Raw genomic sequence first — 16,670 nt, 5'->3', positions numbered from 1 at the left:
GACTTATCTATCGACTTAGTTTAATCATTATTTAGCGTTATTTAGCTTTACCACTAAGTTATCAATTAATCTTGCTTTGCCAATAAAGGCGGCCACCAAAATGACAGCTTCTGTCGTCTTGTCATTTACAGGCGCAAAACTGGCTGCATCACGTATTTCTAGATAGTCAGGCTTCAGTCCCGCAAGTTCAATCATTTCTATGGCAAAGGTCTGTATCTCTGAGATATTCCTTGCGCCATTTTGTAGCGTTTCTCCCACAGCCGTTAAAGCTTGGAAAATAATTGCAGCGGTCGCTTTTTGATCATCATTCAAATAACCATTTCGAGAGCTTTTTGCTAACCCTGATTTTTCCCGAACCGTTGGAACCGGAACGATTTTAATTGGTAAATTAAGATCTTTTACCATAGTTTGAATTAAGCGAACTTGTTGATAGTCCTTTTGCCCAAACAAGGCGGTGTCTGGTTGTACCATGTTAAATAACTTTGTAACTACAGTGGCGACGCCGTCAAAATGACCTGGGCGTTGTGTCGCTTCTGCACAAAATTCAAACTCATTGTTTGGCACAGAAACGACGGTTTGCGCTGATAGTCCACTTGGGTACATATCTTCAACGCTTGGGTAAAAGACTACGTGGTTATTTACTGCTTTTAATTTGTCACAGTCTGCTTCAAACGTGCGTGGATATGCGTCTAAGTCTTCGTTTTTACCAAACTGCATTGGGTTAACAAAAATCGACGTAATAACATAGTCAGCATATTGATGCGCTTGTGTTACCAACTCAATGTGGCCTTCATGAAGGTTGCCCATTGTTGGCACAAAAGCGACGGTTTTACCGTCTTTATGGCATTGTTGACGCCATGAACGTAGCTCAGTTAGTGATTGAATAATTTGCATATAAGAGGATTCTATTTAAACCAGCGGGCTTCGTCTGGGAATACGCCGCTTTGGACTTCATCAATATATAAACGAACAGCCTCTTGAAGACTGCCAGTTAACTCAATATAGTTTTTTGAAAACTTTGGAATATAACCTGAGCTAATACCTAAAATATCATGCATTACCAAAATTTGACCGTCGGTTCCAGCACCGGCACCTATGCCTATAGTTGGAATATTAATAGCTTGTGTAATTGCATTTGCTAAATCAACAGGTACACATTCTAGTACCAGAAGTTGTGCTCCTGCGCGCTCCAAGCCTTTTGCATGTTCAATCATTTCTTTGGCTTTTTCAGCATCACGGCCTTGGATTTTAAATCCACCAAAAACATTAACCGATTGTGGAGTTAAGCCTAAGTGGCCACAAACAGGTACACCGTTTTGGGTCAACTGAGTAATCGTGTCGTACAGCCACTCTCCGCCTTCAATTTTAACCATGTTGGCACCTGCGGCCATTAACGCATGACTATTTTTTAGTGCTTCAGTGGCAGAGCTATAACTCATAAACGGCATATCCGCTATTACAAGCGCATTTTCCGTGCCCGCACGTACACACTTGGTGTGGTAGGCTATTTGCTCGTTGGTAACGCTTAGCGTGCTATCCTGGCCGTGCAGAACCATACCCATAGAATCACCAATAAGCATTACATGAATGCCTTGTTGATCAAATAAGCCTGCAAAGCTGGCATCATAGGCCGTAATCGCCGTAATTTTTTCGCCGTCTTGCTTCATCTTTAATAGCTTAGAGGTAGTGATTTTACTCATTTTTCTATCCAGAATTATTATCTAAATTGCGTTCATATCGTTAAAAGCTAATGTTTTTGCGATGTCAGAAAGTGCTGTTCCACAAGGTAAAACTAACAGTGGGTCTATGTCTAACATTGGAAAAACAACAAACTCACGTTCTTTTAAACCATAATGAGGTACTGTTAGTTGGTCGTCGTTTATGAGGTTATCACCATAAAGCAAAATGTCTAAATCTAACGTGCGCGGCCCCCAATGTTCGCCATTACGAGTGCGTCCGTGGGCTTGCTCTAACTGACAGGTCAGAGAAAAAATATCATGTGCAGATAATGATGTTTTAAGTGCGACAACTGCGTTTACGTAATCTGGTTGGTCAGCTGGGCCCATTGGCTTGCTTGCATAAATTTTTGATTGCCCAACGAATTCACAATCAGCAAGCGTAGAAAGTGCCGTTATCGCAGAACGAATTGTGTCGTAAGGGTTATTCAAATTCGCCCCTAAGCCAATATAAACAAGTTCAGACATTGATTATTGCTCTTTTTTACGGCGACGGCTGCCTCGGTATTTACTGCGCTTTGACTTAGGCTTTACACCGCTTTTATCGTCATTTGGGGCGTTTTTGTCGCCATAAGGGGCTGTGTTACTAGCTCGCGCTTTTATCGACTTTGCGATGGCGCGCTTAGCTTCATCCGTTTGCTGATAATCGGTCCAGAACTGCGCAATGTCATGAAGCTCACCACCTTCGGCTTCTGCTCTTAATAATAAAAAGTCATAAGCAGCGCGGAAGCGAGGGTTTTCAACCATTTGCATTGGGCGTTTACCCTGCATTTTCAATAATCTGTGTTGTGAACTCCAAATATCACGCATCGTCGCGGTAAAACGTTTTGGAATTGCAACGGTTTGCACCGCGCGTTGTAGAATGTCATTCATGGCAAGTTGGAATGCATCATATGGAGACAAGCCACTTTCTAGCTCTAATTCACTGGCGTGGGCTTCAAGTGGATACCAAAACAATGCAGCCAATACGAAGGCTGGCGAAATACTTTTCTCTGCATTAATGCGTGCATCTGTATTGGCTAGCATAGTTGCTAACAAGCGTTCTTCTTTATCAAGAGGATTACCAGTTAGTACTTGCTCTGCAACCGGGAAAAAGTAGCGGAATATACCAAATTCTCGAAGAGCCGCCACGTTATCAACCGCTTTGCCCGCTAAAAATAGCTTTAACGCTTCGTCAAATAAGCGCGCTGGTGGGATATTAATTAGTAAATGGTTTAACTCATAAATTGGTTGTTTAGTGCGATCAGCGATTTTCATTCTTAATTTAGTTGAAAAACGAATTGCACGTAACATTCGAACGGGATCTTCACGATAGCGAGTTTCTGGATCACCAATTAAATCGACAACGCCTTTTTCGATATCGGCCATGCCGTTGGCAAAGTCTAATATCGAGAAATTACGAATATCGTAATATAACGCGTTGATAGTAAAGTCTCGGCGCTCGGCATCTTCATCAATCGTTCCATATACATTATCACGTAGCAACTGACCTTCATCACTTTGACGAGAGACCTTTTTCGCTTGCGTGACTTCATCATTGGCTTTTGTAACACCGTTATCGTTATCATCAGGTGTATCGTGATGACCACGCATGGTTGCTACTTCAATTATCTCTCGGCCAAACATAATGTGTGCTAAACGAAAGCGGCGGCCAATCAAACGACAATTACTAAAGCTTGCTTTTACTTGTTCAGGTGTTGCATTGGTAACGACGTCAAAATCTTTTGGCTGTAGGCCTAATAAAATATCGCGGATACAACCACCAACCAAATACGCTTCGTAGCCATTATCTTTTAAACGATAAAGCACCTTTAGGGCATTTGGACTGATGTCTTTACGAGAAATAGGGTGTGATTCACGTGGAATTAACGTCGCGTTGTTATCAAGAAACGGCGCTTGAGGCTTCTTTGGACGAGGCTTGCTGGATGAATGTTTGGCTGGCTCACGACGTTTACCTTCGAATTCTTTGCGAGGCGCTTTTGTCGCTTCTTTTTTGCTTGCGCTTGAATCTTTGCCAAACCATGAAATTACTTTTTTAAAAACCACGTATTTATATACCTACATTAAATCCAATTACCACAAATCGCTCCTGCGATTGCGTGTTAGCGGCGCATTTTACAGCAATATGAGCAAAATAAAAAATAAATGCGTAATTAGCTTAAATGATTATTTCTTGCGACGTTGGAAGGCGCTTAAAATCGACGTGTTCTATCGCCCAATCAAGTATTTCTGAACAGCTAAAATGCGGTAATTTGGAATGATCTTCAACGGGTAAGCCAAGTAATTGCAACGCTTTTAAAAGCTCTGGGCGAGGGTTATTAATATTGATTGCTGGCGCGTGATTTTGTTTACTTAGTTTTTGACCTACAGCTGTTGAAATGACGGGTAGATGAAAAAATTGCGGCGCGGTTACTTCAAACTCATGATATAGCGATAGCTGCCGTGCCGTTAGTGGCATGATGTCTGAACCGCGCACTACATGCGTAATACCTTGATCGATATCATCAACAACAACGGCTAATTGATAGCTAAAAAGGCCATCTCGGCGTTTGATTAAGTAATCTTCTTTACTTAGCGATCCTGGCGCTATTTGATGGCCAAAGTGTAAATCATTAAAACTAAGCACCGGACTTAATTGTTTAATTCGGACTGGGTGATCGTTGAGCGTTAACTGTTTGTGTCGACATTGACCAGCGTAACTAGAGCCGGACGCTTTTATTTCTTTGCGGGTACATTCACAACCGTATAGCATTGATTTATTGGCTAAATAATCAAAACATTGTTGATAGCGCGCTAGCCTTTGAGTTTGTGTTAGACACCCGTCGTCGCTTTGCCGAAGCTGAGATTGAGTTTGTGTATCGACGTCCCATTCCATTCCAAATGCAAATAATGCATCTAAAATTTGTTGGCGAGCCTCAGCCTGAACTCGAGTTGTGTCAATATCTTCAATACGAACAAACCACAAACCGTTGTTTGCTTTTGCATGCAGGTAACTACCTAGCGCGGCATATAACGAGCCAAAATGTAATGGACCACTCGGCGATGGAGCGAATCGTCCTCTAACCTGAGTATTAGACTTGTTAAATTGAATCTGATTTAAAAATGGGGATGGTGTCACGAAAGGGAAAAAGAGGGTTAAGGCTAAGCCTTAACCACCCAATTGTTTTTCTTTAATTTCAGACAAGGTTTTGCAGTCGATACATTGGTCAGCTGTAGGACGGGCTTCAAGACGACGAATGCCGATTTCAATGCCACAAGTCTTACAAAAACCAAAATCATCACTGTCTATTAGACCAAGTGTCTTTTCAATTTTCTTGATTAATTTACGTTCACGGTCACGCGTACGTAATTCAAGCGCAAATTCCTCTTCTTGAGATGCACGGTCAACCGGATCTGGGAAGTTTGCTGCTTCATCTTGCATATGGTTCTTAGTGCGATCAACTTCTTCACGCAATTGGTTACGCCATGCTTCCAAAATCTTACGAAAATGTACAAGCTGTTCATCGCTCATATATTCTTCGTTTGGTTTTTCTTGGTACGGCTCAACGCCTGCTGAGGCTAGTAATCCCAATGATTTTTTTTCTGCCATGCGTTGCTTTTCTCCTAAAATTCAACCGGTTAGCGCACAATTTATTATTTTTGTATTAGCAACCAGTGTCTAATGCCAAAAAACGGCGGCTACATATAGCAAAAATAACACTGTTTCGCAACTAAAAGCTAGATTAATGTTCAAATTGGCTTGAGTGAGTTACATATATTTGTTGCGCGTCTATATGGGTATGCAATACTAAAATTTCTACCCCTTTGTTCACCGCATCGTCAATTAATTTTCCATAAGCCGGATCGATATGGCGTGCAACGGTCACTTTTTTAATCCCAGTGTGTTGAACTAAAAAGACTAAAACAGCTCGATACCCTTGCTCAACCATTTCTATCAATTCACGGACATGTTTCTGTCCTCGTGTTGTTTTCGCATCTGGAAAGGCCCCCAATCCAGTTTTCTCATCGAGTAACAAGGTGGTCGATTTTACTTCTACATAACAAGGCGGTTTTAAGTGTGTGGATGTGAATTCTTCTTCGTCCGATAATAAAATATCTATTCGGCTATTTTCATTGCCATATTTTACTTCGGTTTGCAGGCGAGCGTAATCAGCTAATTCAGGGATCTTGCCATTTTCAATGGCTTCTTTAACAAGGGTATTGGCCAATAAGGTATTAACGCCTATAAAATGTCCAAATTGATTAACTGTCTTTTCCAATGAATATCTGTATTTCCGTTTAGGGTTATTACTTTCACTAAAATAAGCGCTAAAGCCAGGGTCAGCACAGCCGGTCATTGCACCGGTATTGGCACAATAAATAGTAAAAACATGGCTGTGTTTATTGGCATCCAGCTGCTCTACATCCACTAAAAAGCGTTTATACCGCTTTAATAACGTTGCGTGTTGTAGCGTTTGTTCAATCATTCGTTTAAGACTTATGACCAAAAGGTAATATATGTATCAAGCCGGCAACAATTAAACCAGCCACAACGCCATAGAGACCATCAAGTAATACGCTAGCAATAGAAGTTATTAAAGAAGGCAATGCTAAATCAGTTCCAAGGTAGTTCAACACCAACTCAGAGACGTGGTGCACAGCGCCAATGTTATGCGTCAACATACCTCCACCGACTAAAAACATCGCGATTAGTCCAATGACACTCAAACTTTTCATTAACTTTGGAGCAAAGGAAAGTAAGCCCGAACCTAAAAGCTGCAAGGCTTTTATTGCTAATGCGTCGCCTTTCAATTGTTGCCAATGCAGTCCCACATCATCTAAACGCACAATTACTGCTACAAGACCATACACACCTACGGTCATAACAAAGGCAATAAAGGATAAAGCAACAATTTGGTTGGTCATCGTTGCGCCTGCAAAGCTGCCTAGTGCAATGATGATAATTTCTGCGGATAATACAAAGTCGGTGCGGATTGCGCCTTTTATTTTGTTTTTCTCAAAATTTAACAGTTCTTCCGGGCTTTGTTTTACTTTTTCTAGTAACTCGTCGTGGTGCTTTTGCTTGTCTTCAGTTTTAGTCTGAAAAATCTCAATAATTTTTTCAGCGCCCTCAAAACATAAAAATAAACCACCTAAAACCAATAACGGAATAATTAACCAAGGCAAAAACGCACTAATGAGTAATGCTGCGGGCACTAATATGGTTTTGTTAAGCATACTTCCTTTGGCGACGGCCCAAACAACGGGAAGTTCTCTATTGGCTTTTACGCCGCTTACCTGTTCTGCATTTACAGCGAGATCATCGCCCAATACACCTGCCGTTTTTTTAGCAGCAACCTTTGACATGGCAGCCACGTCATCAAGCAATAGTGCAATATCATCAAATAACGCAAAAAAACTAGCAGAAGGCATAGCATACTCCAAAATTTATTATTTTTATCCGTGTATAGCCATTATTAAAGATTATCGCTTTACTTGCTAGATAAGAATTAAATGATTGATGAACGATAGGATTTTACTTGTTTGTTCAAAATTAAGTCCCATATTGAACTGACGAAAGAGATTTAGTTCTCTATGATGGATATAGACTTTAAACAAAGAGATAGGCGTTATGACAAAATTACTCAGTATAAAACTTTCTACGACTCCCGCTCCTCAAGCTTGGGGCGAAGATAATCAATTAAGTGTAGCGCCAGAGGGCTTTACAATTCACATCGGCGACCTATCTCTGCAAGATTCTTTAAGTGTTATTCAAAGTACAGCGCGAAAAATTCAAGGTATGGGAGTAAACCAGCTCGCAATCGAAGGAGACTGGGACATCGAGCAACAGTGGTCGCTGTACCAAGGTTTAGTGACTGCAAAAGGTGGTCAGTCAGTGGCATGGTTAGCACAAGATGTAAAAGAGCTAGACGCGCGTAAAAAGACGTTCGACTGGACTCGAGAAATGACTAATATGCCACCAGCGGAGATGTACCCGCTAGAGTTAGCAAATCAAGCGGTAAAGTTCATCAAAGAATTGGCTGGTGATGCGGTTAGTCACTCTTTGGTCATCGGTGATGATTTACAAGAAGCTGGTTGGATGGGCATTCATTCGGTAGGCCGAGCCAGCATTCATCCGCCAGTATTACTAAGTTTAGATTATAACCCAACAGGCGATGAGTCTGCGCCAATAGAATACGCGCTCGTTGGTAAAGGTATTACGTTTGATAGCGGTGGTTATTCTATTAAGTCATCGGAAGGCATGTTAACGATGAAATGCGATATGGGCGGTGCAGCTACTGTAACGGGTGCCCTAGGTTTGGCAATATTACGTGGACTCAATAAGCGTGTCCGTTTAATTTTATGTTGTGCCGAGAATATGATTGCGGGCAATGCTTACCGTTTAGGTGACGTTATTACTTACAAAAACGGTTTAACAGTCGAAGTGGTAAATACCGATGCAGAAGGTCGTTTGGTTTTAGCCGACGGTTTATTACATGCCAATGAGTTGGGCGCGAAAAATATTATTGATGCTGCAACGTTAACAGGTGCCGCAATGATGGCTGTTGGTGGAGATTACAATGCCATGTTTGCGCTTGATGACTCGATGGCAAACCGTGGTTTAGCCGCTGCTGCTGAGGAATTTGAAGGCGCTTGGCGATTACCGCTTGCTAAGTTTCACCGCAACAATTGCCCATCGGCTTATGCTGATACTGCCAATAGTCGTCCGCAAAAAGGTGGTGGCATGGGAGGCGCTTCAAATGCAGCAGGTTTTCTGTCTAGATTTGTGAATGAAGAAGGCAGCAATTGGCTTCACATGGATTTAGCTGGCGCGTTTAACAACAATTCAACGGGTAAATACGCAGCTGGTGCTACGGCAATGGGTGTAAGAACGATTGCAAAATTAATATCTGAATAATAGTAAGTAAAATAAAAAGGCCGGTATCGTTAATTATAACAAAGATACCGGCCTTCCCATTGGGGGCTGTGTTAACGAACAATTAGTTTGTTCTTAAAGACGCCTTTTTAGCAAGTCGTGCAGCGTGTAATAGTGGTTCTGTATAACCACTTGGCTGGTTTTTCCCTTTAATCACCAAATCAAGTGCGGCATTAAAAGCAATGGAGTTGTCAAAATCTGGCCCCATTGGTTCATAACCTTCAACATCTTGGTTTTGCTGATCAACCACAGCAGCCATTTTTTTCATAACAACAACGATACGTTGTTCACTACACAAGCCATGTGTTAACCAGTTCGCCATATGTTGAGACGAAATTCGACACGTTGCTCTGTCTTCCATCAAACCTACATTGTTAATGTCAGGCACTTTTGAACAACCAATACCAGCATCAACCCAGCGAACCACATACCCTAAAATGCCTTGGGCATTGTTATCCAGTTCATGGTTTACTTTTCCAGGAGTTAACGGCTCATCTTTACTTAACAACGGAATGGTTAAAATACTATCTAAACGTTTCGCTTCGTCGGCTAACAATTCACTTTCACTGCCTTGTGCAATTAAGTTGTCTTGTATCGAAGGTACCGATACTTGATGGTAATGAAGTGCGTGTAAAGTCGCCGCTGTTGGTGAAGGAACCCAGGCGGTATTGGCGCCGGCCTTTGGATGGCCAATTTTGGCTTCCATCATATCGGCCATATTGTCCGGAATTGGCCACATACCTTTACCTATTTGTGCTTTGCCTAAGAAACCACTAGTTAAGCCACTGGCCACATTTGACTCTTCGTACGCACTAATCCACGGCATGGTTTTTAAAATTGCTTTTGGTTTAAATGGGCCCGCTAACATGCTGGTATGAATTTCATCGCCTGTTCGGTCTAAAAAGCCAGTATTGATAAATACAACCCGTTCTTTTGCTTCTTTGATACAGGCTCTTAAATTAACAGAAGTGCGTCGCTCTTCATCCATGATGCCCATTTTTAGGGTATATCTGGTTAAACCTAACGCATCTTCAATGGCATCAAATAAACTTTGAGTAAAGGCAACTTCTTCTGGACCGTGCATTTTAGGTTTTACAATGTAAATAGAACCTTGTTGGCTATTTTTAATATCGGCAGTTGGTTGTTTGTTAACATCAATTTTGCCAATGGCTGCGGTAATAATGCCGTCCAAAATGCCTTCAGGAACATCTTCACCAGCAAACTGCATCACTGGATTTGTCATTAGGTGGCCAACATTACGAACAAACATAAGTGCTCGTCCTGGTAATGTCTGTGCAAAACCATCTTTGCTTATAAAGTCGACATCCGCATTCATTTTGCGCTCAAACACTTTGCCGTTTTTATTGATTTGTTCAGAAAGATCGCCTTGCATTAAACCAAGCCAGTTTTTATATACGGCAATTTTATCTTCGGCATCTACGGCTGCAACTGAGTCTTCACAGTCCATAATTGTTGTTAATGCCGACTCCATTAATACATCTTTAATAAAGGCGTCATCGGTTTTACCAACAGGGTGGTTTGCATCTATTTGAACAATAAAATGAAGATTGTTGTGTTTAAAGATTAGGCCTGTAGGGCTATCGGATTTACCTTGAAAACCAATGAACTGTTGGCTATCCAATAAAGAAGTGGTATTGCCGTTAGATAGAACGATGACCAATTGCTCACCTTCTACTTTAAACGACTTAACGTCAGTCCAACTGCCATCAATTGGCGAGTTTTGATTTAGAAACTGACGTGCGTAAGCGATAACTAAATTGCCACGAACCGGATTATAGGTGTTGCCTTTTTCGGCTCCGTTTTCTTCACTGATTACATCAGTGCCATAAAGAGCATCGTATAAACTGCCCCAGCGAGCGTTTACTGCATTAAGTGCATATCGGGCGTTCATAACCGGAACAACCAACTGAGGACCGGCCATGGTAGCAATTTCATCATCTACGTTTGTAGACTCAATATTAAATGGTGCTGGTGGTTCAACAAGGTAGTTTATTTCTTTTAAGAATGCTTTGTATTCTTTTAAGTCTGTGGAGCGACCTTCGACGTGATATTCATCTATTTGGCGCTGCAATTCGCTACGTTTTTGCAACAAGGCTTTATTAACAGGAATATATGTTTCAAAAATACTTTCGACTTTACGCCAAAATACTTCTTGCGGTAACTGGATTTGTGGTAATACAGATGAGTTTACAAAATCGTAAAAACCAGCATCTATTGTAAGCTGATTAATCTGTACGTCTTTATTGTTCAATTCTTTACGCAATGTGTTTGGCATAACTGACTCGCATTTGTTTAAAAAAGTTAGCGCGGTAATTCTAGATCCGAACCATTATATAAAAATACCTTTGTATTTATATTTTCATCATAACTATTATGAATAGTACTACTCTGCACCGACATCAACGATTAATCTGCGCAACCAAATATGACCAGTATCATGGTGAAGTAGCGGCGACCAAGCCATTTTTAGTGCGATAGGTGGTATGTCAAATGGAGGTTCAACTACAACTGTATCTGGGTTGTCAGCGTAGAGTTCGGCAGCCTTAGTGGGTAATGTAGCAATGAGACCTTGTTCTTTAGCTAGCCACATCGCCATATGATAATGACGAGTGAACACACTGATATCTCGTTTTTTACCAAATTTAGATAATTCGTTATCTACCCAACCTAGCTTTTGAACCTCTGTAGGGTCAATGCCAACACCAACGCCAAAGCCGGTTTTACTCACCCATACGTGTTTATGCTTTAAATATGTATCTAAGTCTAAATTGGGAAGGCAAGGGTGTTTCGCGCTGACCATGCACGAAAAGGTATCGTACCAAATCACTTTTTGATGAAATGATAAAGGTAGGTCATCAAACCGGTTAATGGCCATGTCAACTTTACCTAGCTCAACATCGTGGAAGCTCACGTCTGAAGGAGTAACAATATCAAGTGTTACACCGGGTGCGCGGCTGCGTAGTCTACCTATAACCCGTGCCAACAAAGTCGTTTCTGCATAGTCACTTGCCATAATTCTGAAGGTTCTGTTGGATTCTAACGGATCGAAATTCTTTTCTTTTTGAAGGGTTTCTTCCAGTTTTGAAAGAATATTACGTATTGTGGGTTGTAACTCAAGTGCTCTTGCAGTTGGCACCATCCCCTCTGAGGTTCTTATTAATATTGGGTCTGAGAATAATTCCCGAAGTCTTTTTAAGCCATTACTCATAGCTGGTTGTGTAATTGACAGCTTGTCTGCAGCTCGAGTTACATTCTTTTCTCGTAATAATACATCAAGGTATACCAAAAGATTGAGGTCGATCTTACTAATATTCATTTCGTGAATTCCATGTATGGAAATTATTTATTTCATGAATCCTAGTCGAATGGCATAGAGTTGTCAGCAGAAAAATTCATGGGGATACAAATTAGTCTCTCCAACTAATAATAAATGATGTGAATAGAGGAAGTGCATATGTCTGCATATACTAACGAAATAGAACTATTGAATGCAATTAAAGCGCGCCACGGTGAAAGCTGGGCTGCAATTGAGCCAGAGTATGCAGCAAGAATGCGAGCGCAAAACAAATTCAAAACGGGCTTAGACATTGCTCAGTATACCGCTGAGATCATGCGTAAAGACATGGCTGACTACGACCGTGACTCTTCACAGTACACTCAGTCTTTAGGTTGCTGGCATGGTTTTATTGGCCAACAAAAAATGATTTCCATTAAAAAGCACTTCCAAACCACTGAGAAAAAATACCTATACTTATCAGGCTGGATGGTCGCCGCACTTCGTTCTGAGTTTGGTCCTTTACCTGACCAATCAATGCATGAAAAAACGTCTGTTGCATCATTAATTGCTGAGCTTTACACCTTCCTACGTCAAGCTGATGCACGTGAGTTAGGCGGTTTATTCCGTCAACTAGACGATGCACGTGAAGCGGGCGATGAAGTATTAGCGAAAAAAGTACAAAACGAAATCGACAACCACCAAACACACGTTGTGCCAATTATTGCTGATATTGATGCTGGTTTTGGTAATGCAGAAGCAACGTACTTAATGGCTAAACAAATGATTGAAGCTGGTGCTTGTGCTATTCAAATTGAAAACCAAGTGTCTGATGAAAAGCAATGTGGTCACCAAGATGGTAAAGTTACGGTTCCTCACGAAGACTTCCTAGCGAAAATTCGAGCTGTACGTTATGCCTTCTTAGAATTAGGTATTGATGACGGTGTTATCGTTGCTCGTACGGATTCATTAGGTGCAGGCCTTACAAAACAAATCGCGGTTACTCGTGAGCCTGGTGATTTAGGTGATCAATACAACAGCTTCTTAGATTGTGAAGAAGTAGCTCCACAAGATTTAAACAACGGTGACTTAGTACTAAATCGCGAAGGCAAACTATTGCGTCCTAAGCGTTTACCTTCAAACTTATTCCAGTTCCGCGCTGGTACAGGTGAAGATCGTTGTGTTCTAGACTGTATTACGTCACTGCAAAACGGTGCTGACTTACTATGGATTGAAACGGAAAAACCACACATTGGACAAATTGGTGCCATGGTTGACCGTATTCGTGAAGTAGTTCCAAATGCAAAACTTGTTTACAACAACAGCCCAAGCTTTAACTGGACTCTTAACTTCCGCCAGCAAGTATTTGATGCATGGTTAGAAGAAGGTAAAGACCTAGCGTCTTATGACCGCGCACAGCTTATGAGCGAAGAGTATGATGCAACAGAATTAGCACTTGAAGCTGATGCACGTATCCGTACGTTCCAAGCGGACTCGGCGCAACAAGCGGGCATCTTCCACCACTTAATTACGCTTCCAACTTACCATACAGCGGCATTGTCTACAGACAACTTAGCGAAAGAGTACTTTGGTGATGCGGGTATGTTAGGTTATGTAGCAGGTGTTCAACGTAAAGAAATTCGCCAAGGTATTGCGTGTGTTAAACACCAAAACATGGCTGGTTCTGATATAGGCGATGATCACAAAGAATACTTTGCTGGTGAAGCAGCGCTTAAAGCTGGCGGTAAAGACAATACAATGAACCAGTTTGGTTAATTGCTGATTATTAATGGTTAATTGTTGGTTAATAACCAGCAATGACCTTACTGAGCTGTAAGTTCAAACTTTCCAAAGTTATCCTTTCTTTGGGTACAAGACGCCTGTTAGCAATAACGGGCGTTTTTTTATTTTCGTTTATTTGTTTTTGGTAAAACTGTTGATACTTATATAGATGAAGTTGAGATTGAAATTGAAGTTGAGATTGAAATTGTTTAGTTGAAATTGTTTAGTTGAAATTGAGATTGAAATTGAGATTGAAATTGAAATTGTTGGGCTCAATTGTCATCAAATTGAAATTGTTTGTTCAACTTTCTGTCATCAAACTCACTTAAGTTTATTCCTGTTCGCACAAACTTAAATAGGTAAGTTCCATGATTTCAGTTGAAAGTGTGGTAGCAGAGCAATTCCCAGCAATTGAACGTAGCAATCCATTTTTGAAAAACTCGTTTTTACGCTTTTTGCGATTTATTTTTCATGAACGCGAATTTCAAAGATTCGAAGCATCTTATCCACATTTAAAAGGCCTCGACTTCGTAGAGCAAGCTCTAGAATTTTTTGAATTTGACTACAGCGCCAATGAGCGAGAGATCCGAAACATACCTACATCGGGCAAAGTGGTGGCGATTGCCAATCACCCGATAGGCAGTTTAGATGGATTGGTATTGCTTAAGTTATTGAGCAAAGTTCGTAAAGACGTAAAAGTGGTCGCTAATGAGTTACTTTGGGCAATTGAGCCACTCAGACCTATGTTGCTTCCTGTTAATAATATGGGTGGCCGTAATGCAAAAGAAAACATGGCGGCAATTGAGCAGCACCTAACTGATGGTGGCGCATTACTTATTTTTCCGGCGGGAGAAGTTTCAAGGTTATCGGCAACAGGCATAAAAGATGGCAACTGGCGTAGCGGCTTTTTAAGATTTGCGAAGAAAACAAACTCCGATATCTTACCTATCCATGTTGACGGCAAAAATTCAGCGTTTTTTTATGGTTTGTCTATGTTGGCTAAACCTCTTAGCACCATCTGGTTAGTTCACGAAATGTTTAAACAACACGATCAAGAGCTAAGGCTTCGAATTGGTGCGGTTATAAAACCAAGTACTTACAATAATATTCCTATCGATAATAAGCGACTAATTAAACTATTCAAAAAACACGTTTATGCGCTTAATAAACGTCGTTCAGTGCCAGAGTTTAGTTCTCGGTTAGAAAGCATTGCGCATCCAGAAATGCCCAGTGCCGTTCGGGAAGAGTTGAAACAAAGTCAGCGACTGGGTGAAACGACGGACGGCAAACAAATTTACTGTTTTCAGCCTAAACACACCGACTCGTCGTCGGTAATGAGAGAGCTGGGGCGATTACGAGAGTTTACCTTTCGTACCGTGGGTGAAGGAACCGGTAAAATTCGCGATTTTGACAGTTACGACTGGTTCTATGACCATGTGATCTTATGGGATGACAATCAACTGGAAATTGTTGGTGCATACCGAATGGTATCCTTGAAGAAAGTATTTGCCCACCATAGTGATATTGGTCTGTATAGCCAAACCCTGTTTAACTTAGAAGGAATGCCCGAGTCAGTGCGTTTGAAAACACTAGAACTAGGTAGAAGCTTTATTCAGCCTAAGTATTGGGGAAAACGCAGTCTAGATTATTTGTGGCAAGGTGTTGGCGCTTATTTAAAAAATAACCGCGATATTCAATACCTCATGGGTCCTGTGACAATTAGTAATGAATTACCCAGTGACTGCAAAGCAAGTTTAATACGATTTTATAAAATGCACTTTGGTGGGCCATTACATTGGGTGCAACCAAAAAATCCATATATTTTGAGTGAAAGCGTCGGACTTCAATATGAAGGCCTTGATGTCGTGACTGACTTTGTGGCGTTAAAAGCATTCATGAAATCCAAGCAACAAACGATTCCAACCTTGTTTAAACAATATACCGAACTTTGTGATGACAACGGAACCCAATTTTTAGGCTTTAACATAGACCCAGACTTTGCTGATTGTATTGATGGGTTTGTGTTTATCGATATCAACCAAATGAAACCTGCGAAACGCAGTCGTTATTTAAAGTTCTAAGGCAGATTATGACTTCTCAACATCATTATGAAAGCATGTGGTTATCGGATATTCATTTAGGTTGCAAAGACTGTAAAGCGGACTTTTTATTGTCATTGTTGGATAGTTGTACCGCCAAAAGAATTTTTCTAGTCGGCGATATTGTTGATTTCTGGGCGTTAAATCGCCGGATGTATTGGCCCGAAGCACATAATAAGGTCTTTAATAGGTTACTGACATTATCGCAGCGAGGTGTTGAGGTGATCTATATTCCAGGTAATCACGATGATGTGATAAGAACTTATCAGTCGTTTAATTTTTCCGGCATGCAAATTCATAAAGAGTATATTCATGAAACCGTGACAGGTAAAAAATTGCTTTTATTACATGGCGATAAGTTTGACCAACAAGTTTGTTTTGGTCGTTTTCACGCTAAACTCGGCGATGTGCTTTATGATTTATTGCTATTTTTAAATCGACAATTACATAAAGCTAGAAAAGCCATCGGCTTGCCATACTGGTCGTTAGCATCGTATTTAAAATCAAGAGTGAAAAAAGCGAATGAGGCAATTGAAAGATATAAATTAGCCGCTTTAAATGAGGCGATAAAACAGCAAGTTGATGGTGTAGTTTGTGGTCATATACATCATCCACAAATATGCTTAGAAAACGGCATTATGTATTGTAATGATGGCGATTGGGTTGAGAACTGCACCCTTTTAGTTGAAACAGAACAAGGAGATCTGAAGTTGCTTCAATGGAATGATGCCATTGATAACATTGAAGTTTTAGGTCAAGTAAATTGGAGCAAACCGCAACAGAACAACAAAAATCGACAAGTTGACCGGAAATGGGTATCTTAACTGTCATAAAACGGTAAA

The 16,670-nt window shown here is 40.9% G+C and carries 14 protein-coding genes; 4 read left to right on the top strand and 10 right to left on the bottom strand.

Annotation, left to right across the window (positions count from 1 at the left end; all coding sequences use genetic code 11):
• Positions 1–27 precede the first annotated feature (27 nt).
• From panC to J9318_RS13255, 8 genes are all read right to left on the bottom strand, one after another.
• A complete protein-coding gene (gene panC, locus J9318_RS13290; RefSeq protein ID WP_425314339.1) occupies positions 28–885 on the bottom strand; it encodes a pantoate--beta-alanine ligase in 858 nt (285 codons plus the stop codon).
• Positions 886–905: 20 nt separating this feature from the next.
• The gene (gene panB / locus J9318_RS13285) at positions 906–1,700 is read right to left on the bottom strand and encodes a 3-methyl-2-oxobutanoate hydroxymethyltransferase (RefSeq protein ID WP_210560359.1); all 795 of its coding nucleotides are present in this window, start codon (positions 1,698–1,700) and stop codon (positions 906–908) included.
• Between the two features lie 21 nt (positions 1,701–1,721).
• Positions 1,722–2,204, bottom strand: coding sequence for a 2-amino-4-hydroxy-6-hydroxymethyldihydropteridine diphosphokinase (gene folK, locus J9318_RS13280; protein WP_210560358.1), 483 nt, complete (start codon positions 2,202–2,204; stop codon positions 1,722–1,724).
• A 3-nt stretch (positions 2,205–2,207) separates the two neighbouring features.
• Positions 2,208–3,602, bottom strand: a complete 1,395-nt coding sequence (gene pcnB, locus J9318_RS13275; protein WP_210562466.1) for a polynucleotide adenylyltransferase PcnB — start codon at positions 3,600–3,602, stop codon at positions 2,208–2,210.
• A 292-nt stretch (positions 3,603–3,894) separates the two neighbouring features.
• Positions 3,895–4,854 carry a tRNA glutamyl-Q(34) synthetase GluQRS gene (gene gluQRS, locus J9318_RS13270; protein WP_244731727.1) on the bottom strand — a complete coding sequence of 320 codons (960 nt, stop codon included), beginning with the start codon at positions 4,852–4,854 and terminating at the stop codon, positions 3,895–3,897.
• Positions 4,855–4,884: 30 nt separating this feature from the next.
• Positions 4,885–5,325 (bottom strand): RNA polymerase-binding protein DksA, encoded by a 441-nt coding sequence (gene dksA / locus J9318_RS13265; protein WP_210560357.1) that lies wholly within the window; start codon positions 5,323–5,325, stop codon positions 4,885–4,887.
• A 133-nt stretch (positions 5,326–5,458) separates the two neighbouring features.
• Positions 5,459–6,202 carry a DNA/RNA nuclease SfsA gene (sfsA, locus tag J9318_RS13260; RefSeq protein ID WP_210560356.1) on the bottom strand — a complete coding sequence of 248 codons (744 nt, stop codon included), beginning with the start codon at positions 6,200–6,202 and terminating at the stop codon, positions 5,459–5,461.
• 4 nt (positions 6,203–6,206) lie between these two features.
• Positions 6,207–7,148: a DUF808 domain-containing protein gene (locus J9318_RS13255; RefSeq protein WP_210560355.1), complete on the bottom strand. Its 942-nt coding sequence runs from the start codon at positions 7,146–7,148 to the stop codon at positions 6,207–6,209.
• 199 nt (positions 7,149–7,347) lie between these two features.
• Here J9318_RS13255 and pepB point away from each other — a divergent pair, with 199 nt between their 5' ends.
• Complete coding sequence (pepB, locus tag J9318_RS13250; RefSeq protein ID WP_210560354.1) at positions 7,348–8,634, top strand: aminopeptidase PepB; 1,287 nt, start codon at positions 7,348–7,350, stop codon at positions 8,632–8,634.
• Positions 8,635–8,716: 82 nt separating this feature from the next.
• Here pepB and J9318_RS13245 read toward each other — a convergent pair whose 3' ends face one another.
• Both J9318_RS13245 and J9318_RS13240 read right to left on the bottom strand, forming a co-directional pair.
• Positions 8,717–10,948 (bottom strand): malate synthase G, encoded by a 2,232-nt coding sequence (locus tag J9318_RS13245; protein ID WP_210560353.1) that lies wholly within the window; start codon positions 10,946–10,948, stop codon positions 8,717–8,719.
• Positions 10,949–11,056: 108 nt separating this feature from the next.
• Positions 11,057–11,989 (bottom strand): LysR family transcriptional regulator, encoded by a 933-nt coding sequence (locus J9318_RS13240; protein WP_210560352.1) that lies wholly within the window; start codon positions 11,987–11,989, stop codon positions 11,057–11,059.
• 138 nt (positions 11,990–12,127) lie between these two features.
• On the opposite strand from J9318_RS13240, the gene J9318_RS13235 reads away from it, so the two are divergent.
• The 3 genes from J9318_RS13235 to J9318_RS13225 all read left to right on the top strand — a co-directional run bounded on the left by J9318_RS13235 (position 12,128) and on the right by J9318_RS13225 (position 16,652).
• Complete coding sequence (locus tag J9318_RS13235) at positions 12,128–13,723, top strand: isocitrate lyase (RefSeq protein ID WP_210560351.1); 1,596 nt, start codon at positions 12,128–12,130, stop codon at positions 13,721–13,723.
• Positions 13,724–14,097: 374 nt separating this feature from the next.
• Positions 14,098–15,810, top strand: coding sequence for a bifunctional ornithine lipid synthase OlsF (olsF, locus tag J9318_RS13230; protein WP_210560350.1), 1,713 nt, complete (start codon positions 14,098–14,100; stop codon positions 15,808–15,810).
• 8 nt (positions 15,811–15,818) lie between these two features.
• Positions 15,819–16,652, top strand: coding sequence for a UDP-2,3-diacylglucosamine diphosphatase (locus tag J9318_RS13225; RefSeq protein WP_244731724.1), 834 nt, complete (start codon positions 15,819–15,821; stop codon positions 16,650–16,652).
• Positions 16,653–16,670 lie beyond the last annotated feature (18 nt).

It is taken from the genome of Psychrosphaera aestuarii, from assembly GCF_017948405.1.
GTDB classification, from domain to species: Bacteria; Pseudomonadota; Gammaproteobacteria; order Enterobacterales; family Alteromonadaceae; genus Psychrosphaera; species Psychrosphaera aestuarii.
Note: the sequence above shows the minus strand (reverse complement) of the source record. Positions and strands in the feature narration are given on the sequence as shown.

Bases quoted from the DNA above. Each gene is read 5' to 3' on its own strand.
- panB (WP_210560359.1), bottom strand. From the start codon at position 1,700: ATGAGTAAAATCACTACCTCTAAGCTATTAAAGATGAAGCAAGACGGC.
- folK (WP_210560358.1), bottom strand. From the start codon at position 2,204: ATGTCTGAACTTGTTTATATTGGCTTAGGGGCGAATTTGAATAACCCT.
- dksA (WP_210560357.1), bottom strand. From the start codon at position 5,325: ATGGCAGAAAAAAAATCATTGGGATTACTAGCCTCAGCAGGCGTTGAG.
- sfsA (WP_210560356.1), bottom strand. From the start codon at position 6,202: ATGATTGAACAAACGCTACAACACGCAACGTTATTAAAGCGGTATAAA.
- J9318_RS13255 (WP_210560355.1), bottom strand. From the start codon at position 7,148: ATGCCTTCTGCTAGTTTTTTTGCGTTATTTGATGATATTGCACTATTG.
- pepB (WP_210560354.1), top strand. From the start codon at position 7,348: ATGACAAAATTACTCAGTATAAAACTTTCTACGACTCCCGCTCCTCAA.
- J9318_RS13245 (WP_210560353.1), bottom strand. From the start codon at position 10,948: ATGCCAAACACATTGCGTAAAGAATTGAACAATAAAGACGTACAGATT.
- J9318_RS13240 (WP_210560352.1), bottom strand. From the start codon at position 11,989: ATGAATATTAGTAAGATCGACCTCAATCTTTTGGTATACCTTGATGTA.
- J9318_RS13235 (WP_210560351.1), top strand. From the start codon at position 12,128: ATGTCTGCATATACTAACGAAATAGAACTATTGAATGCAATTAAAGCG.
- olsF (WP_210560350.1), top strand. From the start codon at position 14,098: ATGATTTCAGTTGAAAGTGTGGTAGCAGAGCAATTCCCAGCAATTGAA.
- J9318_RS13225 (WP_244731724.1), top strand. From the start codon at position 15,819: ATGACTTCTCAACATCATTATGAAAGCATGTGGTTATCGGATATTCAT.